This window comes from Thalassotalea euphylliae (assembly GCF_003390375.1).
GTDB lineage: Bacteria > Pseudomonadota > Gammaproteobacteria > Enterobacterales > Alteromonadaceae > Thalassotalea_F > Thalassotalea_F euphylliae_A.
Genome location: NZ_QUOT01000001.1, coordinates 3,290,144 through 3,314,749, shown reverse-complemented (window position 1 = coordinate 3,314,749; position 24,606 = coordinate 3,290,144). Strand labels below are relative to the sequence as shown.

The 24,606-nt window shown below is 45.1% G+C and carries 16 protein-coding genes; 3 read left to right on the top strand and 13 right to left on the bottom strand.

Features of this window, described 5'->3' with window-relative positions:
* The first annotated feature begins 102 nt into the window (after window positions 1-102).
* Both DXX94_RS14575 and DXX94_RS14570 read left to right on the top strand, forming a co-directional pair.
* On the top strand, window positions 103-1,809 hold the full coding sequence (locus DXX94_RS14575; protein ID WP_116016990.1) for a methyl-accepting chemotaxis protein: 1,707 nt from the start codon (window positions 103-105) through the stop codon (window positions 1,807-1,809).
* 5 nt (window positions 1,810-1,814) lie between these two features.
* Window positions 1,815-2,108 (top strand): hypothetical protein, encoded by a 294-nt coding sequence (locus tag DXX94_RS14570; protein WP_116016988.1) that lies wholly within the window; start codon window positions 1,815-1,817, stop codon window positions 2,106-2,108.
* A gap of 77 nt (window positions 2,109-2,185) precedes the next feature.
* On the opposite strand, the gene DXX94_RS14565 is transcribed toward DXX94_RS14570, so the two are convergent.
* Entirely contained in the window at window positions 2,186-2,437 is a 252-nt protein-coding gene (locus tag DXX94_RS14565; protein WP_116001404.1) for a hypothetical protein, read from the bottom strand.
* Between the two features lie 234 nt (window positions 2,438-2,671).
* Between DXX94_RS14565 and DXX94_RS14560 the strand changes: the two genes are divergently transcribed.
* Window positions 2,672-3,679, top strand: coding sequence for an NADP-dependent oxidoreductase (locus tag DXX94_RS14560; protein ID WP_116016986.1), 1,008 nt, complete (start codon window positions 2,672-2,674; stop codon window positions 3,677-3,679).
* A 130-nt stretch (window positions 3,680-3,809) separates the two neighbouring features.
* Here the strand turns inward: DXX94_RS14560 and metH are convergent, their stop codons facing one another.
* The 12 genes from metH to mreC all read right to left on the bottom strand — a co-directional run bounded on the left by metH (window position 3,810) and on the right by mreC (window position 24,543).
* The gene (metH, locus tag DXX94_RS14555) at window positions 3,810-7,526 is read right to left on the bottom strand and encodes a methionine synthase (RefSeq protein ID WP_220348112.1); all 3,717 of its coding nucleotides are present in this window, start codon (window positions 7,524-7,526) and stop codon (window positions 3,810-3,812) included.
* 1 nt (window position 7,527) lies between these two features.
* Window positions 7,528-8,493 carry a homoserine O-succinyltransferase gene (locus tag DXX94_RS14550; RefSeq protein WP_116016982.1) on the bottom strand — a complete coding sequence of 322 codons (966 nt, stop codon included), beginning with the start codon at window positions 8,491-8,493 and terminating at the stop codon, window positions 7,528-7,530.
* A gap of 185 nt (window positions 8,494-8,678) precedes the next feature.
* Complete coding sequence (locus DXX94_RS14545) at window positions 8,679-9,749, bottom strand: trypsin-like peptidase domain-containing protein (protein ID WP_258872180.1); 1,071 nt, start codon at window positions 9,747-9,749, stop codon at window positions 8,679-8,681.
* Window positions 9,750-9,874: 125 nt separating this feature from the next.
* Window positions 9,875-11,047 carry an efflux RND transporter periplasmic adaptor subunit gene (locus tag DXX94_RS14540; protein WP_116016980.1) on the bottom strand — a complete coding sequence of 391 codons (1,173 nt, stop codon included), beginning with the start codon at window positions 11,045-11,047 and terminating at the stop codon, window positions 9,875-9,877.
* A 6-nt stretch (window positions 11,048-11,053) separates the two neighbouring features.
* Window positions 11,054-14,191 carry an efflux RND transporter permease subunit gene (locus DXX94_RS14535; protein ID WP_116016978.1) on the bottom strand — a complete coding sequence of 1,046 codons (3,138 nt, stop codon included), beginning with the start codon at window positions 14,189-14,191 and terminating at the stop codon, window positions 11,054-11,056.
* Window positions 14,192-14,391: 200 nt separating this feature from the next.
* Entirely contained in the window at window positions 14,392-15,831 is a 1,440-nt protein-coding gene (tldD, locus tag DXX94_RS14530) for a metalloprotease TldD (RefSeq protein WP_116018551.1), read from the bottom strand.
* Window positions 15,824-16,678 (bottom strand): carbon-nitrogen hydrolase family protein, encoded by an 855-nt coding sequence (locus tag DXX94_RS14525; RefSeq protein WP_258872179.1) that lies wholly within the window; start codon window positions 16,676-16,678, stop codon window positions 15,824-15,826. The genes tldD and DXX94_RS14525 overlap by 8 nt, the downstream gene beginning before the upstream one ends.
* 28 nt (window positions 16,679-16,706) lie before the next feature.
* The gene (locus tag DXX94_RS14520; protein ID WP_116016974.1) at window positions 16,707-20,756 is read right to left on the bottom strand and encodes a YhdP family protein; all 4,050 of its coding nucleotides are present in this window, start codon (window positions 20,754-20,756) and stop codon (window positions 16,707-16,709) included.
* A gap of 152 nt (window positions 20,757-20,908) precedes the next feature.
* The gene (gene rng / locus DXX94_RS14515; protein WP_116001424.1) at window positions 20,909-22,375 is read right to left on the bottom strand and encodes a ribonuclease G; all 1,467 of its coding nucleotides are present in this window, start codon (window positions 22,373-22,375) and stop codon (window positions 20,909-20,911) included.
* Window positions 22,376-22,511: 136 nt separating this feature from the next.
* Entirely contained in the window at window positions 22,512-23,117 is a 606-nt protein-coding gene (locus DXX94_RS14510) for a Maf family protein (RefSeq protein ID WP_116016972.1), read from the bottom strand.
* 9 nt (window positions 23,118-23,126) lie between these two features.
* Window positions 23,127-23,606, bottom strand: coding sequence for a rod shape-determining protein MreD (gene mreD, locus DXX94_RS14505; RefSeq protein ID WP_116001428.1), 480 nt, complete (start codon window positions 23,604-23,606; stop codon window positions 23,127-23,129).
* A complete protein-coding gene (gene mreC / locus DXX94_RS14500; protein WP_116016970.1) occupies window positions 23,593-24,543 on the bottom strand; it encodes a rod shape-determining protein MreC in 951 nt (316 codons plus the stop codon). The genes mreD and mreC overlap by 14 nt, the downstream gene beginning before the upstream one ends.
* Window positions 24,544-24,606 lie beyond the last annotated feature (63 nt).

The window sequence follows — 24,606 nt, the reverse complement described above, 5'->3', positions numbered from 1 at the left end:
CTGAAGCAAGTTAGTCAAAATAGTGGTTCACATAACAATAAAATCGACAAGCTGTACTTGGTTGAGAAGATGTATTTTGAAGTAAAATGATTAAGGTGAAGTATGTCCAATCGTCCCTCTGTAATGCGCAAGGTACTGCTGTCTGTATCTAGCATTATTTCTGTTATTGCCATTATTGTGGCATTTACCGTTACCAGTGAACGGGCCACAAGTGTTGAAGCCTCTGTTTTACAAAACATTCGCATTTCAACAACGCAAGCATCTGATGGTATCCATGAATTCTTCCGCGAACGTTCGCGTGTGGTTACCTCACTGCAAAGCAACCCTTTCGTCAATGAATGGTTTGCAAATTACACCGAACGAGGTAGCGATATCTCAGGCGATAAAACCTACCAACAAATTGTTCAGCTCTTTAAAAACGAATCTCAAAGCGACCCGATGATCAAGTCAGTGTTTTACGCGCCCAAAGCGACACACGAGTACTTTGATTTAAACGGTCGCTACAACGATCCAAACTATTCAACCAGTGTGCGTCCTTGGTGGCACGAAGCGCTATCAAAAGATCGCTTGTTTATTACCAAGCCTGAAATTGATGCCAACGACAAGTCGATTGTCACTTCCATTAAAACCACAGTATACGGCGACAATCGCGCGCTGCTCGGTGTAATGGGAATCGACATTCTCGCCTCTGAAATTCGCCACAGCTTAATTGACACGATGAAATTCCAAGGCCTAGGCTACGGCTTTTTATTTACTGCTGACGGTCAACTGATTTCATTCCCTGACAGTCAAAATCGCATCGACATGAGCAGTCTGCCAAAACTAAATGTGGTCGACAGTCAAATTGAAGGCGCAGCAGGTTTTGGCGATTTAATGCGACTTGCGGAGCAAAAAGACGAAGCGCTAACGCATGTCACTTGGCAAAGTGAAGACTACCTAGTCTACGTTGCCAGCATAAAAGATGACACCTTAGCGCTTGATTGGCGTGTTGGCTTTATGGTGCCGCAATACGTTATTGATGAGCCAGTAAACCATTCGATTTGGACGTCTTCACTAGCGGTTATTGTCATTATCTTGATCACTGCAGGTGTGATGATGCTAACCATTCAACGGCTATTAACGACGCCGATTCAACAAATTGCCAAAGCAATGGACGATATTGCCACTGGTGAAGGCGACCTAACGCAGCGAATTGAAATGAGTAGAAACGACGAGTTGGGCCAGTTAAGCGATTCGTTTAATCTATTTGTCGAGAATATTCAACACATTGTGAAACAAAGCAAAACGACGACAGAGAAGGTACTGGTTGAATCGAGCGATGTTAGCGACCTCGTAGATAATTTCTCTAGTACTATGTCTGAGCAAAAAGGCTATATTGAGCAAATTGCAACGGCAACATCGCAGATGACACAAACCATTCACGGTATTTCTGACAATGCACAAACAGCCCTTGATCATGCCACTCAAGCCAATTCTGAATCAGCAGAAGGGCAACAGTTAGCAGCCAAAGCAAGCCAGTTGATGGATGAGCTAACCCATGATGTTTCAAACGCCGCCAATGTGGTTGAAGAGTTACACCATAATTCGCAAGCAATCACCGCCATGCTTGAAGTTATTAAAGGTATTGCAGAACAAACTAACCTGCTTGCGTTAAACGCAGCTATTGAGGCCGCGCGCGCTGGCGAGCAAGGCAGAGGCTTTGCCGTTGTTGCCGACGAAGTGAGAACCTTGGCGAGTCGAACGCAAGAATCAACAGGCGAGATTGAAGAAATCATTGCCAAACTTCACGCATCGGCAGCAGTGCCGTAGATGCCATGCACGTTGGTCGCGATAAAACTAGCCAAAGCGCTGATATTATTACGCAAGTAAATGACAAATTACTGCAAATTAATCAGGCAATTGCACTTATTGAGCAGCAATCAAATGAAACGGCGTCGGCAACCCGTGAGCAAGTACTTGCATCAGACGAAATTACGCGACAAACCTCAGCAGTTAACGATCTGGCCGAAACCACTGTGTCGCAAACGGGTAATATGGCTAGCAAGAGCGCAGAACAGCGCGATATTACTCAGCAGTTAAACCAAATGATTGCACAATTTACGGTGTAATTGGCTTTAGCTTTGGCCGAATCAATCATTAACAACTAGGGAGCTTCAGGCTCCCTTTTTATTTACCACATCAAACATTATTTAAACCACACCTTACCACCAATCATTTTATACGCAGGTGTGCCACGAATTAGCGTTTCTCGAGCAAACACTTGCTGACAATTAGGGCACTGACAAGGCTCACTGGTGAAATCTTTAGTAATACGCTCTTTAAAGCATTTGACTAACGCACCTTTACCGCCCTTCTTGTATTGGAATAAGGCGCTATTGCATTTGCTACAATAAATATCGACAGACTTTTCCGGCAGTTTTTTACGAGGTTTAGCCATTTATAAACAAAGATAACGAGTTACAGAACAAGGATTTTACGCGAGCTGATTTAACAGAGCTATCATTCTCAGCAAAACCTAGCTCAGCCGTAGTCTTCAACTTGTGAAAATAGCCTGTCGTTATTCAAAAATTGCATTACTGTTAATAGATTACCTGATAACCAGTTACTGACGCGATGGTTATAATGGGGTAACAGATTATTATTAGAAGCTAAGAATAAAAGGTAGAGTGTGATGCAAAATCGCCAAATCGTATTATCAAATCGCCCCGACGGCATCCCAGGACCAGAGCACTTTTCAGCAAAAACCACCGAGCTAGATTTAACCCTAGCTGAAGGTCAAATTGCCGTTAAAAATATTTACCTATCGATTGACCCTGCAATGCGTGGCTGGGTATCGCTAGAGCCAAACTACTTACCACCAGTGCAAATTGATGAAGTCATGCGTTCAATTTGTGTTGGTGAAATTGTTGACTCGAAACACCCAGATTACGCCAAAGGAGACACGGTTTACGGCATTTTCGGCTGGCAAGAATACTGCGTGTGTGAGCCTAACCCAATGGTACGTAAAATAAATCCTGAACTAGCCCCAATTTCAAGCGCTCTTGGGGCATTAGGGCCAAATGGTTTAACTGCCTACTTGGTACTTAATGAGCTTGGTAAAATTGAAGCGGGTGAAACTGTGTTAATTTCAACCGCAGCTGGTGGTGTGGGCAGTATCGCTGGTCAAATTGCCAAAATTAAAGGCTGTAAAGTGATTGGTTTAACGGGTAGCGACGATAAAGTTGAGATGTGCGTTAATGAATTTGGCTACGATCACGCGCTTAACTACAAAACTACCGAAAACTTAGAAAAAGCGATTGCTGAGCTTGCACCAGAAGGCATTAACGTATTTTTTGACAACACCTCTGGCGCTATCGCCGATGCGGTTTACCCTAACCTAGCGATGAACGCTCGTGCGCTACAAGTCGGTACCGCTGCAGTTGAGAGCTGGGAGCCAGAAACACCACTAGGCCCGCGCCGCGATCGCCATATCCTGACCAAGCGCTTAACGGTAATGGGCTTTGTGTTGATTGATCACACCGCTAAAGCGCCAGCCGCATTGCAACAACTTGCCCAGTGGTACACGCAAGGCGAATTAAAATATCGCGAAAACATTACCGAAGGATTGGAAAATGCACCACAAGCACTTGCTGATTTATACAAAGGCGCAAATACAGGTAAGCAGCTGATTAAAGTCTAGTATTCCGCTTCAACAAGAGTTAATACATTCAGATTAATAAAAAGCTCGAAAGCATAAACTTTCGAGCTTTTTCATATCTAAAGTTTAAAACTTGGTTACTCGTCACTCACGCAAAGTTTAATCAGCGCCGTTAATCCGGATCATAGTCCAAATTGGCCGCTAACCATCGCTCTGCTTGCTCTATTGTGAAGCCTTTACGGGCGGCATAATCCAATACTTGATCTTTGTTGACTTTAGCGACCGCAAAGTATTTTGAATCAGGGTGAGCAAAGTACCAGCCACTAACCGCTGCGCCCGGCCACATGGCATAGCTAGAAGTTAGCTCCATACCGATGTTGTTTTCCACATCCAGTAGCTCCCACAATAAGCCTTTTTCGGTGTGCTCAGGACAAGCAGGGTAGCCCGGTGCGGGTCGAATACCTTGGTACTGCTCGCGAATTAATGCTTCGTTATCAAAGGTTTCATCAGGTGCATAGCCCCAATATTCTTTGCGCACTTTTTCATGTAAGTACTCGGCTGACGCTTCCGCTAAACGATCGGCTACGGCTTTTAACAAAATACTGTTGTAAGTATCGTGCTCAGCGTCATACGCTTTAACCAGTTCATCTGCGCCAAAGCCAGCAGATACCGCAAAAGCGCCCACGTAATCTTCTACCACGTTTCCATTGGCCGTTGTGCCTTTGGGTGCAACAAAATCAGATAAACAGCGATTATATTGCCCGTCTGGCTTTTTACCTTGTTGGCGCAGCTGGTGAATACGCATCAAACGCTCGCCTGATTGCTGACTCTGCTCATCAGCAAATAGCTCAATATCATCACCCACACTATGCGCAGGGAATAAACCAATTACAGCGCTAGCTTTGAGCTTATTGTTGTGAATAACATCGTCAATCATGGCATTGGCGTCGTTAAATAGCTTAGTCGCTTCTTCACCAATTAGCTCATGCTCAAGGATTTTTGGGTACTTTCCGGATAACTGCCACGTCATAAAAAAAGGCGTCCAATCAATGTAATTGCGCACCTCGTTAAGGTCTAACTCGTCAATTACCGTAACACCAAGTTTTTTAGGTTTGACCGGCGTATAGTTATCAAAACTGATTGGTGTTGGATTCGCACGCGCATCTTCTAACGAAATAAGTGACGAGCGCGGGCCTTTTTTGTTATGACGCTCACGTACTTTCACGTATTCGGCTTTTTGCTTAGCGACAAAATCATCTCGTTGTTCGTCTGACAACAAGGTACTCACCACAGACACCGAACGTGACGCATTAGGCACATACACCACAGGGTGCTCGTATTGTGGCTCAATTTTTACCGCCGTATGCGCTTTAGAAGTCGTAGCACCACCAATTAGTAATGGCAGTTCAAAGCCTTGACGCTGCATTTCTTTGGCAACATGGACCATTTCATCAAGCGATGGCGTAATAAGGCCTGATAAGCCAATCACATCAACGTTTTCTTCACGGGCTACACGCAAAATATCTTCGCATGGCACCATTACGCCAAGGTCAATAATTTCGTAGTTGTTACATTGCAGTACCACGCCAACAATGTTTTTGCCGATATCGTGCACATCACCTTTTACCGTTGCCAGTAGCACTTTACCGTTAGAGCTGGCTTCGGTTTTTTCCGCTTCGATAAACGGCTGTAAATGTGCTACTGCTTGCTTCATTACGCGTGCAGATTTAACCACTTGAGGTAAGAACATTTCGCCAGCGCCAAATAAGTCACCGACCACGTTCATACCGTCCATCAACGGTCCTTCGATAACCTCCAGCGGTCGACTGGCGGCAAGGCGCGCTTCTTCGGTGTCTTCAACAATAAACTCGTTAATACCTTTTACTAGTGCATGTTGAAGGCGCTTGTTGACTGGCAATTCGCGCCACGCTAAATCAACTTTGCTTTTTCCGCCACCTGCTTGACCGCGATATTCTTCAGCAACTTCCAGTAAGCGCTCAGTTGCGCCATCGTCGCTATTAAGTACAACATCTTCAACCGCCGTTTTAAGCTTTTCCGGTAAGTCGGAATAAATGGCGAGTTGGCCAGCGTTAACAATGCCCATGTCCATGCCGTTTTTAATGGCGTAGTACAGGAATACTGCGTGAATAGCTTCACGCACTGGGTTGTTACCACGGAATGAGAAGGACACATTCGATACACCACCCGAGACCATGGCATACGGCAGGTTTTCTTTGATGTCTTTCACCGCCTCGATAAAGTCAACACCATAGTTGTTGTGCTCATCAATACCTGTGGCAACGGCGAAAATGTTCGGGTCAAAAATAATGTCTTCTGCGGGGAAACCGATTTCATCGACAAGGATGTGATAAGCGCGTTTACAGATTTCGAACTTGCGCTTGCGTGTATCTGCCTGCCCTACTTCGTCAAACGCCATAACAATCACTGCTGCGCCATAGCGTCGAAGTAGTTCAGCTTGCTTGCGGAAGATTTCTTCGCCTTCTTTTAGGCTGATGGAGTTAACAATCCCCTTACCTTGGATACACTGCAAGCCGGCTTCAAGAATATTCCATTTACTGGAATCGAGCATAATCGGCACTTTCGCGATATCTGGCTCACCAGCAATTAGGTTCAAAAAGCGCACCATCGCCGCTTTTGAATCTAGCATGCCTTCGTCCATATTGATATCAATAATTTGTGCACCATTTTCCACTTGCTGCAGCGCAACCGCGATCGCTTGGTCGTAATTTTCTTCGGTGATCAAACGGCGGAAAATCGCCGAGCCCGTCACGTTAGTGCGCTCACCCACGTTAACGAACAGGGTTTCTTTTTCAATGGTTAGCGGCTCTAAGCCGGATAAGCGACACGCTGTTGCACGCGCTTCAATTTTGCGCGGTGCGATGTTAGCAACGGTTTCTGCCATGCCGCGAATATGCTCAGGTGTAGTGCCACAGCAGCCACCAATAATGTTTAAAAAGCCCGACTTTGCCCACTCCTGCACATGCTCGTTCATGTCCTCGACAGAGAAGTCATACTCACCAAAGGCATTTGGTAAACCCGCATTTGGGTGAGCAGAAACCGCGACATCAGAAATACGGCTCATTTCTTCCACGTATTGGCGCAGCTCAACAGGCCCAAGCGCACAGTTAAGGCCAAAAGAAATTGGCTTGGCATGGCGCAATGAGTTGTAAAACGCTTCGGTTGTTTGACCTGACAGCGTGCGACCTGAAGCGTCAGTAATGGTGCCGGAAATCATAATCGGCAGCTTCACACCGCGCTCTGCAAATACCGTTTCGACGGCAAAAATGGCGGCTTTTGCGTTTAGCGTATCGAAAATGGTTTCAATCAGAATAATGTCAGAGCCACCGTCAATAAGCGCTTCGGTCGATTCTTTATAAGCGGTGACGAGCTCATTAAAGGTGATATTACGAAACGCTGGGTCATTAACATCAGGCGAAATCGAACAGGTGCGGTTTGTTGGCCCTAACACACCAGCAACAAAACGCGGTTTATGCGGTGTTTTCTTGGTGTATTCATCCGCCGCAGCGCGCGCCAGTTTAGCGGCTTGAAGATTAATTTCAGCACTTACCGCTTCCATGTCGTAATCGGCCATGGCAATCGTCGTTGCGTTAAAGGTATTGGTTTCTAGAATATCGGCGCCAGCTTCAAGGTATTCAGAGTGGATTGCCTTAATCGTGTCTGGCTGGGTCAGTACCAATAAATCGTTATTGCCTTGAATATCACAGTGCCAATCTTGAAAGCGCTCACCGCGAAAATCACTTTCGCTGAATTTGCGGTTTTGGATCATTGTCCCCATACCGCCATCGAGAATTAAAATACGCTCGTTAAGGGCTTGCTGAAGTTGTTGAAACGATGCTAACTGCTGCACGTTACTCTCCTGTGATTGATGTCTGAATATGCTCAGCATCTAATTGGTAAGGGGTGATTTGATACACATAGTAGTTGATCCAGTTGTTAAACAACAGGCTACCATGACTGCGCCATTTACTCGCTGGCGGTTTCTCAAGCGCAGAGTCTGGATTGTTATCGCGATAGTAATTCACGGGAATCGCTGGCGTTAAACCGTCAGACAAATCAGCGGCTAAATCTCGACGATATTCATCGTCTAACGTGGTTGGGTCATATTCAGGATGGCCAGTGACAAACACTTGGCGTTTGTCTTCACTGGCACTTAAATAAACCCCTGCCTCTGCTGATTGCGCGAGAATATTTAAGCTCTCAACCGATTGATAATCTTCTGGCAATACTTCACCGTAGCGTGAATGGGGTACCCAAAATTCATCATCAAAACCACGCGTTAGTTTTTCATGGGGGCGTAACTTATCATGGCGATAAACACCTGAAAGCTTGGCATCACGAAGCTGACGTTCTAGGCCATAATGATGATATAAAGCCGCATGAGCAGCCCAACATAAGTACATGGTAGAAACTACATTATTCTGCGCCCAATCGAAGACTTCTTGAATTTTGTTCCAATAGCTGACTTCTTTATAATTCATTAAGCCAAGTGGTGCACCCGTAACGATCATGCCATCGTATTGCTTGTGTTTTACATCATCAAACAAGCGATAAAACGACTCTAAATGCGACGTTGGTGTATTCTTTGAAGGGTTGGCGTGAATACGCACTAAATCGACATTAATTTGCAACGGCGTATTCGACAGCATGCGCAAAATTTGCACTTCGGTTTCAATTTTATTCGGCATTAAATTGAGGATCGCCATTTCCATCGGTCGAATATCTTGATTGGCGGCGCGGTGCTCCGACATCACAAAGATATCTTCGTTACCAAGAATTTTTAAGGCAGGTAACTGATCAGGAATTTTAATTGGCATAACAAATCCACAAGACACTAGCGAATAATTGAGCTAGTAAATGTGCCTTGGTTCTTTAGCTATGTCAACATCTAAACGTTTAGACGTCTAAACATATTTGAGAAATGATTCTGAGATATAAAGTAAAGCGCTGCTTTAGCTAGCCATTGCCTTAATGGTCAGTGACCCCAAATTTAAAATGCTCTTTAATTGCCGATATTTCTAAGCTCACCAATTTGCACAGGTAACTGCAGCGTTTGCTTGTTGCGGTAAAGGCTTACCATAATGCTTTTACCTGGTCTGGTTTCTGCAACGATATCTAGCGCTTGCTCAACACCCGTAATCTCAACATCATCAAATTGATAAACCAAATCACCGACTTGCAAGCCAGCGCGTTGCGCAGGGCTATTGGGGCTAATGGCAGTAATGGTAAAACCTTTGGTATGTGATGGCAGCTGCTCGGTATTAACACCTAGCCAACCACGTGTTACCCGGCCATTTTCGATAATTTTTTGCATAACTCGATTGGCGAGCTTATATGGCACCGCAAAAAAGATACCTTGCACATTCAGCTGCGAATTACGTTGCGTAAATTTACGTGAATTTATGCCAACTAACTCGCCGTTTGTGTTAACTAACGCACCACCCGAATTGCCTTCATTGATGGCCGCGTCCATTTGCAGGAATTGTAAATAGCTAGTACTGCTTAAGCCATTGCGGCCCGTTGCGCTGATAATACCTTGGGTGACCGTTTGCCCCAAATTCAGCGGGTTACCAATCGCTAACACGACATCGCCAGAGAGCGATTCCAAGTCATTGCGCTGCGGGATAACCGGCAGATTAACAGCGTCGACTTTAAGTACCGCTAAATCGGTGTAAATATCAAAACCAATTAATACCGCATCATAACGCTGACCTGTTTGCAGCCATACCGACACTAGATCCGCATTTTGCACCACATGGTAGTTAGTCAAAATGTAGCCGTTAGGATCCATGATCACCCCTGAACCTAAACGGGTAGTGTTAGCGACATTGCGTGAATAGCGCCTAGGCTGAGCATGGTCAGTTGAGTAGATATTGACAACAGCGGGCGCTGCTCTGCTGACCGCTTTAGCGTATGACAAAGGTGCGGTTTCTTCTTTTTCGCCATTTAAAAAGGTTGAGTTAGCCAATTGCATGCGCAAATCAGGTACCAACAAGATCAAGATAACGGCAGCAAGCACACCATAGCTTGCTGACTGAACTATATATTTAATAAAGGCGATGAATTTTGACAAAATTTGAGATCTGAAAGAGCTAAACCAATTATTATTATGGCTTAACTCTATCACATTAATATCAGGAGTTTATAGACTGTTGATAACTTGATTGTGAAAGCTGACAGCTATCCACAGTTAGAGTTTTACTGAATAACCACGGTTTGGCCGTCTTGCAATCGCTCGGCGCCGCGAATAGCAACTTTGTCACCATCGTACAATTCACCACTCACAGAGACCCGTTCAAACGTTCCTTTGCCAACCTTTACCGGTAAACGCGATACCTTGTTATCTGCGCCAACTTTCACCACATAGGTACCATCTTTTCTTAAGATTAGAGCATCACGGTGCACCGTTAATGTCGGTTGTGCTTGCTGGATTGGCACTGTGACTTTAACCAATTGACCAGCAGCCCATAGGGTGTTGAGGTGACTTGGTATTTCAACGCGCACTTCAAAAGTTTGCGAGCGAGGGTCGGCACTTGGGATCACTGCGGTGATCGACGCATTTAATGTTTGTTGCTCATTGGCAAGCGTTAGCTCATTGCCTAAGCGCAAGAATGCTAAGTATTTTACTGGTACAAAAACTCTTGCTTCTAAGTGCTCGGTATCTAAGAATCGGCTGAGCACATCGCTGCGATTAACATCGGTTCCGGCTAACACTAATCGTTCAGTGACTACGCCATCATATGGAGCTATCACTGTTGCGCGTGAGATTTGATCGTCAATTTGCTCTAACTGCAATTGCGCAATTTCGATATCAGCTTCCGCCAGTTCAAATTGAGAGCGCGTTTGATCCAATTGAAATTGCGACGTGGCATTGGTTTTACGTAACGTTTCTAAGCGATTCACTTCATTAGCGTAATAATCACGATTAACCTTGGCACGCTTGAGTTGAGCAACATGCTCCGCTCGGCTTAACTTCAATGGCAACATATCCATTTTCACTAATTCGCCACCAGCAGTTACAAAGCTACCTGGTGCTGCCACCCAATCAACTCGGCCACTAACCCCAGCGGTAATAGGAACGTGCATTTTACTGTGAACTGTACCCATTAACTCTGCCGTTGCTGCTAGCGACATGCTAGTCACAACATCTACTTTAACCGCACTAGCTGGTGCTTCATTAGCATTGCTTACTAGCGATAACAGCAAACCAGTAGCCAAGATGAATGGCTTAAAAGCTCTGTTGATTAAGCGAAATCTATTACGTGACGCGCTGCGTGAAGAACGAAGGATGCCTTTGCTTTGGCTACTTTTATTTTGGTTGCTTTTAATTGGGCTACTTTTACTATGGCTATAAAGTTTAACAAACATCATAAATTCCTAGCGATTGCTAATTTTAAGTTGTGGTGTTGGGTGCAACGGCTCAATATTGTCATTGGTATTATTTTCATCGTCGCTGCCATCAACCTTGCTGTCTGATTCATTAAAACGCAGTAATGCAGGAAACAACACTAAGGTGAATAGCGCACTCACCATCATGCCACCAACAATAACGGTAGCCAGGCCACGATAAATTTCACTACCTACACCTGGCATTAGCATTAACGGCAACATGCCGAATAAACTGGTTAAGGTACTCATGTACACAGGTCTTGCTCTTACTCGCACTGCTTGTGCTACCGCGCGGCGACGAGTTAGCCCTTCGCGTTCAGCTTGGCGAGTTTGATCAACCAATAAGATTGCATTGTTAACCACTAGACCAAGTAAAATAATAAAGCCAATCATGGTCAGTAAATCTAATGACTGATAGGTAAACAAGTTCAAGCCATTTAACGCTAAAACACCGCCAGCAACGGCTAGTGGCATTACCATTAACACTAATAAGCTATCTTTTGCTGACTTAAACAAAGCCGTCATCAACAAAAATAGAATCACCAGTGCTAACACAAAGTTTTGGATCATATCTTGGATCGCGGCGGCCATTTTATTGGCATTACCACTGAGCAAAATTGATGAGTCATCTGGCAAATCTATCTGCATCGCGGGTACAACTTTTTCGCTCAGTATCGCAAGCGCTTCTTCCAACGACATATCTGCTGGTGGTGTTACTTGAATACTGATCGTGCGCTTACCGTCTACACGGCGCAGTTGCGTGGGCCCAGCGGTGCGCTCAATCTGGGTTAGCTCACCTATGGTTTGAATGCCTGCGAACGGTGAATACACAGGTAAAGCGGCGAGCTCATCTGGCGTTTGCCATTGATCGGCGCGCAAAATTACATTGACTCGATCGTTACCGTCAAAGTACTCGTTAATGAATAAACCACTGGTAAATGCGCGTACCGCATTGGCAACATCATGGCGAGTTAACCCTGCTTGGGTAATGCGTTGGTCGTCAGGCGTTAACTTAAGCTCAGGCTCTGCCAAGCTTAAGCTCGGCATCGGAAATGCTGTGGTATTTGCCATGTTCTGGTTTATCGCATCAATGCCAACCTGCGCAACTGACATCAAGGCTTCAATATCAGGGCCTGAAATATCAATATCAACCGTGCGGCCATTACCACCACCAGAAACGTTAATCATAGAGCCACGGAATAAAAACGCTTGTGTATCAGGTAAGCCTTTGAATATTTCGTTACGCACTATGTTCATCAGCTCTTCCACCCGCGTTGGGTCGTCGGCATAAATAAAGCCACCAGTATTGGCAGAGCCGTTTGAATAGAAATTATAACTCTTAATCTTAGGTTGCTGCTCACCAGCTAAATATGGCGCTAGACGCGATTTGATTAAAGCGGCCATCTCATTTTCGACAAAATCAACATTGCCACCTGGCGGCATGTTTAGCGAGTAAAAGAAGCCATCAATGGGTGCACGAGGCATAAAATCAGTTTTCGGTAACATAGTTACGCTTATCACTAAAGAGCCACCGAGCAACACGCCAACCCAGCTGTAGCGTTTAATTCGCGAGTTGGTTAAGCGCATCACTAAGTTTGTTAGCTTTTGCCAATAATGGTCATAAGGGTCAGACTCTTTCACATTTTTCAGCCAAAACTTGCTGGCAATTGGCAATACTGTTATCGCCGTCACTAGCGAAGCAATAACGGCTATCGACAAAGTTAACGCCAAATCGGAGAACAGCTGACCTTCAATCCCTTCCATAAATAATATCGGCAGAAAAATAGCGACACTTGTCGCTGTTGAAGCAAACAGCGCACCTGTCACTTGCATGGCACCGCGAAGCACAGCCTTGTGGTTATCCAAGCCATTGGTACGCATACGTACAATGTTTTCTTGCACAATAATGGCTGCATCAAGCACCAAGCCAACCGAAAATGCTAAACCCGCCAACGAAATTACGTTTAAGCTGCGTTCAAAAATACTTAACGCAACAAATGACACAAACAAAGAGATAGGAATCGTGGTCGCAATAATTAATGTGTTGCGCATACCACGCAAGAATAACCACAGGATCATCAGCGCTAATAACACACCAAGCCCTAGGTTACTTTTCACCAGTGTTAAGGCATTGCGAATGTGAACAGAAGAATCAAAACTTAAATCAATGGTAAGACCGGCGGCACGCATTGGCCCTTCATTGAGCTCTTTAATCGCAACGTTTATTTCATCAAGTAACGCCACGGTATTGGCATCATTTTGCCTTGTTAAGGTGAAGTAATAAGCCGGTTGACCGCTGCGCAGGCTAAAGCCGTTGCGATCAACTAAGGTGTTTTCTACTGTTGCGATGTCTTTTAAATAAATCGGGCGATTACCGCTATAACCAACAATCATCTCGGTGAGGTTATCGACATCATACTTGCCAGCAAAGCGCACGGTATATTGGCGTCGTCCTACATCAGCCGTACCTGCCGAAACGTCGTTTGCTCGTGCGATAGTGGCGCTAATATCAGCGATAGGTAAACCAAGAGAAGCGGCACGCAGCGGGTCAAAGGTTACCCTTAATTCTCGTGGACGATGACTGGCTAAATTCACTTGCGCTAACCCCGGAATACGCGCAAAACGCGGCTTCACCACATCTTCAATCAGCTTTTGGTATTGGCCGAGATCGCGATTGGGGTTATCAGGTAAGGTTTTGATCAGCAATGACGCGGTTTGTGGCCCACCTCGCCCGCCGCCAGCAGATACCACCGGCTCAATCGCATCAAGCGGCAGTGGTGGCGCTTGGTTAAGGTTGTTAATCACCTCAAGCATCGCCTTCTGCATATCGGCACCCACGTCAAAGGTAAGGGTGATATTACCTGAGCCACGCTGGATAAAGGTGGTTACTTTAGTCACTCCTTGCGTATTTTTGACGGCATTTTCCAGCGGCTCAATAATGACGGATTCCATTTCTTCTGGCGCAGCACTTCGCCAGCCAGTAAAAATCGAGATTTGAGGCTGTTCAATATCCGGTGTCAGCTGAATGGGTAGTTTAGTCACGCTTAACAGACCAAACACCATAATTAAGGCAGCAACGACAATAATTGCGGCAGGATTTTTTAATGCGGCTCGGGTTAAATTCATGGCAGGCTCTAGTTTTCGTTTTCGCCGCACAGGGTAACCAATCTCTGCTCGCGACGGGAGCCCGATAAGTTTAACGCGATAATTTATGCGATAAAATGACAAAGCGTAACAAGTCGTTACAACTCATCTTATACGCTGTGACTTTAGTTCATAAAAAAAGGCTGCAAAAGCAGCCTTAGTGTTAACCATCATAAATGCGATTATTGAGTACCACCAACTGTCATCTCATCGACTTTTAATGTCGGTTGGCCAACACCAACCGGGACGCTTTGACCGTCTTTACCGCATACTCCAACGCCAGCGTCTAAGGCTAAGTCATTACCCACCATGCTCACTTTTTGCATGGATTCAGGGCCACTGCCAATTAAGGTTGCCCCTTTGACTGGCGAGGTAATTTCACCGTCTTCAATGAGATAAGCTTCAGCGCTAGTGAATACGAACTTACCAGAGGTAATATCTACCTGACCACCCGCAAAATTAGGCGCGTAAATCCCCTTTTTCACTGACTTAATAATGTCTTCTGGTGAAGACTCACCAGCAAGCATGTAAGTGTTGGTCATGCGTGGCATAGGCAGGTGCGCGTAGGACTCGCGACGACCATTACCCGTTGGTGCAACGCCCATTAAGCCAGCATTGTGCTTGTCTTGCATATAGCCTTTTAAAATACCGTCTTCAATCAGTACGTTGTATTGGCCTGGTGTCCCTTCATCATCAATATTTAATGAGCCTCGACGATCTGCCAAGGTGCCATCATCAACAATAGTGCACAGGCTAGATGCTACTTGCTGACCTACTTTGCCAGAGAATGCTGACGAACCTTTGCGGTTAAAGTCACCCTCAAGACCATGACCAACCGCCTCGTGTAATAATACGCCCGGCCAACCAGCACCTAAAACGACAGGGAAGCTACCAGCAGGGGCATCAATGGCATCTAAATTAACCACCGCTTGGCGCACAGCTTCTTCTGCGTAAAACTTATATCTTGGCTTATCCCCTTGGGCTTCAAAGAAATAGCTATAGTCAGTGCGGGCACCACCACCTGAACTACCGCGCTCACGCTTACCGTTAGACTCAACAAGTACCGAACAATTTAAACGAACAAGCGGGCGAATATCGGTTGCAAAGGTGCCATCAGTAGCTGCGACTAACACATGTTCATAAACGCCAGATAAACTGACAATCACTTGGCTAACTCGACTATCGACACTGCGTGCATGTGCTTCAACCTCATGCATCAGTGCGATTTTCTTTTCTTGGCTTAAGCTCGCTAGTGGGTCAATCGCATGATAAATCGTTTCACTGCTCACATCGCTAAAAACTTGTACCTTGCCATGCTGACCAATTGCCGCAATGCCACGCGCAGCGTTGGCTGCTTTGTCTAATGCTTGTAGTGAAATATCATCCGAGTATGCAAAACCCGTTTTTTCGCCTGAAATCGCACGTATACCGACGCCACGCTCAATATTGTATGAGCCTTCTTTAACAATGCCGTCTTCAAGCATCCACGATTCATGACGTGATGATTGAAAATATAAATCCGCAAAGTCCACTTGATGTTGGTGGATTTGACTGAGGGTGTCGGTTAACGCACTGCGGTCTAACTGACTATCTGCAAGTAACACTTGCTCAACTTTATTCATCATGGATTAACTCTGTTTTAAATCGGTTGTGTTGGCGAACCGGAATACTGTTTCTTACTTGCGCCAACAAATCAGGATCAAAGTCGGCACTAATCACGCCAATACCCGCTTCCTGTTCGGCTAATATTTCACCCCAAGGGCTGATGATCATCGAATGCCCCCAGGTTTCTCTGCCATTAGCATGCACGCCTTCTTGGCCAGCAGCAATAATATAAACTTGGTTTTCAATCGCCCTTGCTTGCAGTAATGTTTGCCAATGCGCTTTACCGGTCACTCGAGTAAACGCAGCTGGAACGGTAATGATATCCGCGCCTTGGTCCGCTAATTGGCGATATAACTCAGGAAAGCGAACATCATAGCAGATTGATAAACCTAATTGGGCAAAAGGTAGCGCTATACAGCTCGTTTGCTCCCCTGCTGCTGTGTAGCGTGACTCTTGGTAATTTTTTTCATTGTCAGCAACACTGACATCGAACAAATGCAATTTTTGGTAGTCACCGAGCAATTTACCCTGCGGTGAGAATAAACACGACGTATTGTAAAACTTGTCAATTGTATTGGCAGGCGTTGGTAAGCTACCCGCAAGCAAATACACTTGATAGCGCTCAGCTAATGCAGCAAGCCCTTGAAATATCTTCGCCTGCTGCTCAGCATTATGGGCAAGCAGCAATTGATCTTGCTCTTTACCACCAAAGTAAAGGCAACATTCTGGCAGTAGCACAATATGACTAACTTCTGCGTTACTAGTCACACTAGCAGCCGCATGGCTATCACCCTTGTTTGTCAGCACCGTCAGTTGCTCAGCAATTTGCGCTAGATTGGCATCAATATCCGGTATGGCGCACATTTGCACCGCCGAGAGGCAAACTGTTTGCTTAGCCATTATTGTACATATTCAAGTTAGGGCTTGAGTTAGAGCCTAAATTAGGAACCAGATTAAGGTTTAAATCAAGCGGTGTCGGTGGGATAAATTCATCAAGCTGACCTTCTGGCATAATATCTTCCGGCTCTGCTGGCTTAGCTGGCATTGTCGGCTTATTTTCGACAAATGTTGGCGGCGTAGAGCGGCCAACACTCACATCACGGCTTTTGCGGTTAACTTCTTTAAAGCTAGGATCGTTAACACTGCCGGTCAGTTCAAAATTAAACTCTGACACCACCTTTGAGGTAAATACCTCGTCAATAGCGACACCAGCAAGGAAGACTGCTGGGTTTAAAGTGGCGATCCACGCGAGTACTGGTAAGCTTGAAGTTAAATTCGGCTTGTAGCTCATGCGATAGTCGAGAATACCTGCCGCCAGTTCAGTATTGCCTTTCACCGATAGGTCACCCGCTGCGCCTTTCATGCGCATATTGTCGGTATACAAGACCCCATCTTTAACTTGTGCGTCGGCGCGAATATAGGTGTAGAACATGCCATCAGAGAAAATATCGCGAAAATCTAAGGTGAGTTTACGCACCAGTGATTGTAAGCTCAGCACAGAGAAAATACGTGCGCCTTTGTCGCTCACTTCACTTAAGTAACCATCATCAATATCAATCGATGCTTGGCCATTGAGTTTGGCTAAACTAAATTCAGTTGGGCCGCCTTGCCAATAAACATCATAGTCGGCTGCCATGCCGCTATCTTTAATCACACTGGCGTAATCAAATTTATCAAACTCACGCTCAAGCTCTTTAATATTAATTTTGCCGGTTAGCTCAGTCATTGACTGCTCAGGGCTTAACTGCCAAAAACCGGCAAGCTCAAGCTTAGATTTATCGCGTTTGGCTTTAAAGTTTTCCAAGTTTAACTTGTCACCATTGTGTTTAAGCTGAAAACTCACTTGACCAAAATCTAGTTTGCCCAGTTTACAGCTATCACACACCACATCTAACTTCGGAATACTGTTAAATAATGCCAAACGCTCTTGATAGGTTAATTCAACTGGCGGCTGTGTAGTTTGGTTCTTATCTGAGGCTTCATTTGCGCTTGTTTTAGCGCCTTCATCTGCGATTCCTTGGTCGCCCATATCAGCCGCTAAATGAATAAAATCAGCATCAACTTCAAGCCCTTGTTCGTGCCAATTCGGGAAGAATTTTATCTCGCTACGCGCCTCTTTGGCATTGAGCCTGAGTAACCACCAATTTTTTTCATCAAGCAGGTTAAAAGATACATTGGTGAGCGATTGCCCTAAGACATCAAGTTGGTCAATATTACCGCGAATTCGCTCTGGCGCAGGAAATAAACTGGCGGTTTTATTATCTTTACTACTTTTCGGTAAACTTTTTAGAATGTCGTCAATAAAAGGCTGCCACGCCTGTATGTCGGCAAAAGCAAGCTTAGTTGTGATGTGAAAACCATTCATCGGCAACAACATGGTGTCATTACCCAATACTAAGTGAGAACGCTGAAACTGTGTTTCACTATGGCTAAGCACGCCATAAAAACTGAGCTCTTCGCCAGCACTGACAGAAACCGTCGATTTATCCAACTGCCCTGTTACTTTCGCTGTTAACGGTAATGACGATTGCTTAGCTTTACCATATGGTGCTGGCAAATTAAGCGCTGTCGTCAATAAGTCACTGGTAATATCGGCTTCGTAGCTAAAGCCACCACCGCGATGCGAATTCAACGCCACTTGGCCTAGCCAATTCAATTGCCCATCCGCATAGGGTTTTAGCGGATCTGGTACTTGTGCCAACCACTCCTCAGCTGCCCAGTCACCTTTAATTGCCAACAAGGTTTGATAATAGTCTTGCTGGTCACGGCCAGTCACTTCAATGCTCAGCGGCATATTACGCCATTTCAACGATAAGTCCTGAGTATCAATTATGTCATTTTGGTAGGTCAGCCGACCATTAACGTTAGCGAATGACATCTCGGGTTTAGTTAACTCTAGTTGGTTATCAATAAAGTCAACGTAGCCTTTCGCCATCACTCCTTTAATATCCTTAAGTGGCAGCGATAGATCGAATTTACCGGATATTGGATTACTAATCTGCAGTGTCGTCAGCACTTCACCCACACTCTTTTTCAGTGGGCTTTGCTGCATTAATTGCGTGACATTGGCAGGTGACTCTTGGTTAATGTCTGCTGATACCAGTAGTAATTGCTCTTTGCTGAGATCAGCAATTTCAGCGGTAACACCTGCAACATTTAAACCCGTCAGGCTACCTTCGCGCGCCGTTATCAACATACCATTATTGGTAAAGTTTAAATTGGCATCCATTTGCTCAATGGCTGGCCATTTGGTGTCGAAAGCAAACGTGGCATTGCTTAGCTCAGCATCAACAACAAAAATACCTTGCTGCTCGTTAAACGGAAAATCGCGAAAGGCTCCATTAAACAACACCTGACCCGAGCTAATTTGTCCATCAATTAAACTGCGATCGAGATAGTTAACGAGATCGTCACCCATTAAGCGGTGTGGGTAATACAAATTAACTTGCTGCACATTTGCACGTTCAATATTTGCCAGTAGCGCCATGCTCGCATTACCACCTTTAGGCACCGCAATATTCACTTTACCTGCTAATGCAATGTTAGGTGCAACAAAATCAAAGCTGTCGACATTTAAGTTCAGGCCATTATCACCAAATTGGGCAGATAAATTGGCCGCCAGCTCAGTAAAAGCAATAGGCTGTTTAAAGTGCTCGGCAAAGTCCAATTGGCTATCGCTTGCCTTTAGCTGAGCGATGACTTGCTTACCCTGTGCAATAACACTGGCATTAAGTCGGCCAACGCCCGGAATTCCGTTTGCATAATTCTGCTGATAATCAATTAGCTCAGCCGTTGCGGCAAATTCACCTGACAAGCGGCGAATGTGAATATCACTTAGTTGCCCACTTGGGCTAAGCTGAGCAAGTGTTGCTGAAAGCTTTGGTGAGTCCACAAATAACGGCAGCAGTTCGCTTACGCCAGCGATATCTAGACCAGAGAGATAAGCGTCAACTTCGTCACCAATCACATCAGCATTGAGGTAGATTGGTTGCCAAGCTTGGCCGCTCACTTCGACATTAATTGGCGCAGAATTTAAGACAATACGATCACCTAAAATGTCAGCATTGAGCAACGCTTCTTTAAGTTGTACTTCATGCTCTTGCTCGTCCACTATCCAGCGTAGTTTAGAGTCTTCGATTGAAACGAGTAAGTTACTGGCTAGGCCATTGTCTATGGTCAGCCAAGATTGCCAATTAAGCTCAGAGTAGGTTTTATCATTTTCTAGGATTAAGGCACGATCTAGCCATGGTGTGACGTTAACACGCTGCCCTTGCAAGTAGATTTGGCCTGACATATCCGCCACTTCACTACCGGTAAAATCAACCAATACTTTGGCGGTATTGGTTGCTAAGCCTTGAGCTAACACCTCACCACTAGCGCGGTGACGATTACCTTGGTTAAGCCAGTTAAGGTGTTTAAGGGCGAGTTTTTTGTCACCACTAGCCGTTCGCACCACAACTTGGCTATTGGTTAATGAAAAATTGCTAACGTGTAGCAGGAAAATGTCAGATAAACGGTCGTAATTTGAGCTGTCTTCGGTGCTGATGCCGTTGTTGGCAAGTTTAGTCGTATCTATCACGACTTTAGCGCCGTCTAGTGTCAGTCCCCTTGTCACCAAGGTGCGATGTTGAATACTGCGCCAAAAGTTAACTTTAATGTCTAAATGTTCGATAAAGACAACGGCTGATTCGGTATCAACCAAGCGAACATTGTTAGCGACTAAAACAGGCCCAACTTTTTGCCAATCCATGGTTAGCGCACCAATGTGAATATTGGTGTTGTAGGTCGTATTAATATGGTTTTGAAGTTCTGCCCGATAATTTTGCATATAAGGCAGTAACAAGCGCATGGCACTGATCAATACGGCAACGACAACCAAGAGTATGGCGATACACTTGTAGAGCCGATTTAACCACCTGTTAGAAAATGCCGTTATATTCAAATTTGTTACTACCTAGTTTTTAACGCCAATTATTTTGCCAGTTTTTAGGCCTATAGTTTAAGCCTGTTATTGCTATTGAGGCTTTCATACCAGTTGGCATTTGCCAAGCGTTACTTTGTAAGCGAGTTTTAGCCGCACGCCAGCTTTAGGCTTTAGACCATGACTACGTCAAACTGTTCTTGATTGTACATAGGTTCTGTTTGAACCTTAATTAGCTTGCCGATAAAGACTTCAAGCTCTGCTAGATTGTGGTACTCGTCATTAAGTAAAGACTCACTTACCGCAGTGGATGCATAAACAATAAACTGATCTGCATCATAAGCACGATTAACACGAACAATTTCACGTAGTATTTCAAAACAGACCGTCTCAACCGTCTTTAACGTTCCTTTCCCTTGGCAAGAGGGGCATTCACCACACAAAATATGCTCTAAACTTTCTCGTGTGCGCTTGCGTGTCATTTCTACTAAACCGAGTGACGAAAAGCCGTGAATGCTAAATTTCACTTTGTCTTTTGCCATGGCCATTTCAAGACTATGTAAAACACGGCGTCGATGATCTTCACTTACCATATCGATAAAATCGATAATGATAATGCCACCTAAATTGCGCAACCTTAGCTGGCGCGCAATCGCTTGCGTGGCTTCCACATTGGTACTGAAAATGGTTTCTTCAAGATTGCGATGCCCAACATAAGCCCCAGTGTTGATATCTATCGTGGTCATTGCCTCGGTTTGATCAATAATCAAATAGCCACCAGATTTGAGCATGATTTTACGCTCTAGCGCCCTTTGGATTTCGGCTTCAACATCGAACAAATCGAATATCGGTCGCTCACCTGGGTAGTACTCAAGCACGTGCGCTAAGTTAGGCACAAATTCTTGGGTGAACTCCATTAACTGATCATAAGTGAGCTTTGAGTCAATGCGAATGCGTTCAAGCTCAGTGCCAAAAAAGTCACGCAGCACGCGAAATGCCAACGACAAGTCTTGATAAATAGGCGCATTAATTTGCTTGCGCTGTTTTCGTTCACTGACTTTCGCCCAAACGCGACGTAAAAATTCTGCGTCATGCTTAAGCTCTAGCTCACCGGCACCTTCTGCGGCAGTACGGACAATAAAGCCGTGCTTATCATCACAATAAGGTACCACAATATCTTTTAAGCGATTGCGTTCGCTAACGTCTTCAATGCGTTGCGATATACCAGCGTGGCTAGCATTTGGCATTAACACTAGGTAACGAGAAGCAATAGTAATATCTGTGGTTAGGCGAGCGCCTTTGGTGCCTAGCGGGTCTTTGACGACCTGTACCATCAGGTACTGGCCTTCGTGAACAAGTGTGCGGATATCAGGCACTTGTTCAGGCTCTTTGCCATCGTCATTAAGCATGAGCTTAGAGTGAATATCAGAAGCATGTAAAAACGCAGCTTTGTCTAAATTAATATCAACAAATGCCGCTTGCATGCCGGGTAAGACACGAATAATTTTACCTAGATAAATATTCCCCACCAAGCCACGCTTGGCCTCACGCTCAACGTGTAGCTCCTGCAGCACACCGTTTTCAATTAATGCAACGCGTGTTTCGCTTGGGGTAATATTAACCAGTAACTCACCACTCATGTACCACTCCTCTCTTTTATACCAATCCTTTAGCTAACCCTTGTTTTAAAAAGACAACGCTCAACGGTTACTAACAATAGTCTATTGGTTAATACTTCTAATCCACTTGCCAGCTAAAAGCCGCTCCACTAACCCACTATGGCGACACATGCCCAGTAACGCCAAACTTATTGAGCAATAATGACGTTTCATAAAGCGGTAAACCAACCACGGCAAAAAAGCTGCCATCAAGCTTACTGACAAACTGCCCGCCAATACCTTGGATGCCATAGCCACCCGCTTTATCTTGTGGTTCACCCGTTTGCCAATAATCGCTGATCTCTTTTGAGGATAGCTGTTTAAACCACACATCGGTAACAATAACTTGTGCTTGCACCTCGGATTCACTCAACGCAGCAATTGACGTTAGTACTTGATGCCGCTCTCCAGAGAGCATGGTCATCACACTGACAAAATCCTCAAAGCTCTCCGGCTTTCCTAAAATATGATTATCGAATACCACATTAGTATCACTGCCTAAGACAACTAATTCGCCTTGGCTAAGTTGTTTTTCTTGGGCGGCAGCAAATGCGGTTTGCGCTTTCGCAATAGCTAAACGGTGCACATAATCACTAGCACTTTCATCGGCTAATACAGATTCGTCGATATCGGCAGGTAGGCAGCTAAATTGGTAGCCCAACTGACTTAACAGCGCCTTACGACGTGGTGATTGTGAGGCAAGAATAAGTTCCGGTTGAGTCATGTTCACTCGCTAAGAAATTTTAAAATGGCGACGTACTTTACGCAGCAGTAAGAAAGCCCAAGGCCATAAAATAACCGAGCTCATCACTGGATATAAATAGCTTGGTAAGAACACCACATCGGTTAACACTCGCTGCATCCAGAATACGAGCAAGTGGTAAAGCGCAGCTAACACACCAACGATTAGTGCTTGCTGCCATAATGAAAAGTTACGTATCTTTTGAAAGTTAACCGCGGCAATGTAAACAGACAAGGCCATAGCGCCTGCATGTACGCCAAGTGTAGACCCAAGCAATACATCTAATAGAAAGCCCATCACCCAAGCGGTAAAAACGCTCACGCGATTTGGCAGCGCTAAACTCCAGTAAATAAGTACAACCAGCACCCAATCTGGGCGAAACGCATCGACACTATGCGGCATCGGCACTATGCTGGCAATTAATGCCAGTAGCAAACTCAGTACAATAATAATGCCGTTATTGGCTAGCATTGGCTGCCTCCTGTGCACGATTATTTGTTGAGCCTGTTGGTTGCATGCTCGACTGGCTATTTGACGGTTGATTGTTTGACTGCTTACTTAGCTGCTTAGGCGCAAAAATACTGGCTGGTTGCTCAGGCCACAACAGCAGCAAATATCGCAATTTATCAATTTGTGCGACAGGCTTACTGTAAACCTGAGCGAATGGGCGAGACTCATCTTTGCGCACCATGATCACATTCGATACAGGGTAACCTTCAGGGTATTTGCCACCCAAACCAGACGTTACTAACAAATCGCCGGTTTGAACGTCGGCACTATGGGGTACATGAGCATGCGATAAACGATCTATTTGCCCCGAGCCATTGGCGATAATACGCGTACCGTTGCGGCTAACGCGCACAGGCACAGCATGAGTTAAGTCGGTAATTAAAATCACTCGGCTAGTGGTAGTACCAACGTGTAGTATCTGACCAACAATGCCTTGTTCGTCGAGCACTGGTTGGCCTTCATAAACACCATCGTTAGCACCGCGGTTAATCACAATTTGATGCGAGTAGGGGTCGCTATCTACTGACAGTATTTCGGCAACCATTTTTTTAGTTTCAGTGCGCAAGGGCGATGCAAGCAGCGAGCGTAATCGTTCATTTTCTTGCTTCACGATGACCAACTCCATCAGTTGCTGCTGAAAGTTTAACTCGTTAACTTTTAGCGCTTCATTTTCTTCAATCAGTTGCTGACGAGTGACTAAGTTTTCCGCTGTCCATGTCATCAACTCTTTTGGCGTATTCGCCATATACTGCAATGGGCTCACCACCGACTGTAAATAGCCACGTGCGCTATCAAAGCTTTGCATTTTGTGATCAAAGAAAATTAACAAGGCAGACACGATCATGACCAGTGCAAGACGGTGCTGAAGAGAAGGGCCATGTTTAAAGATTGGATTCATGACTAACCCAAGTGCAGATTAAAGGAAAAAATGCCAGCGGCGCTGGCACTCTGTCAGTTTTTG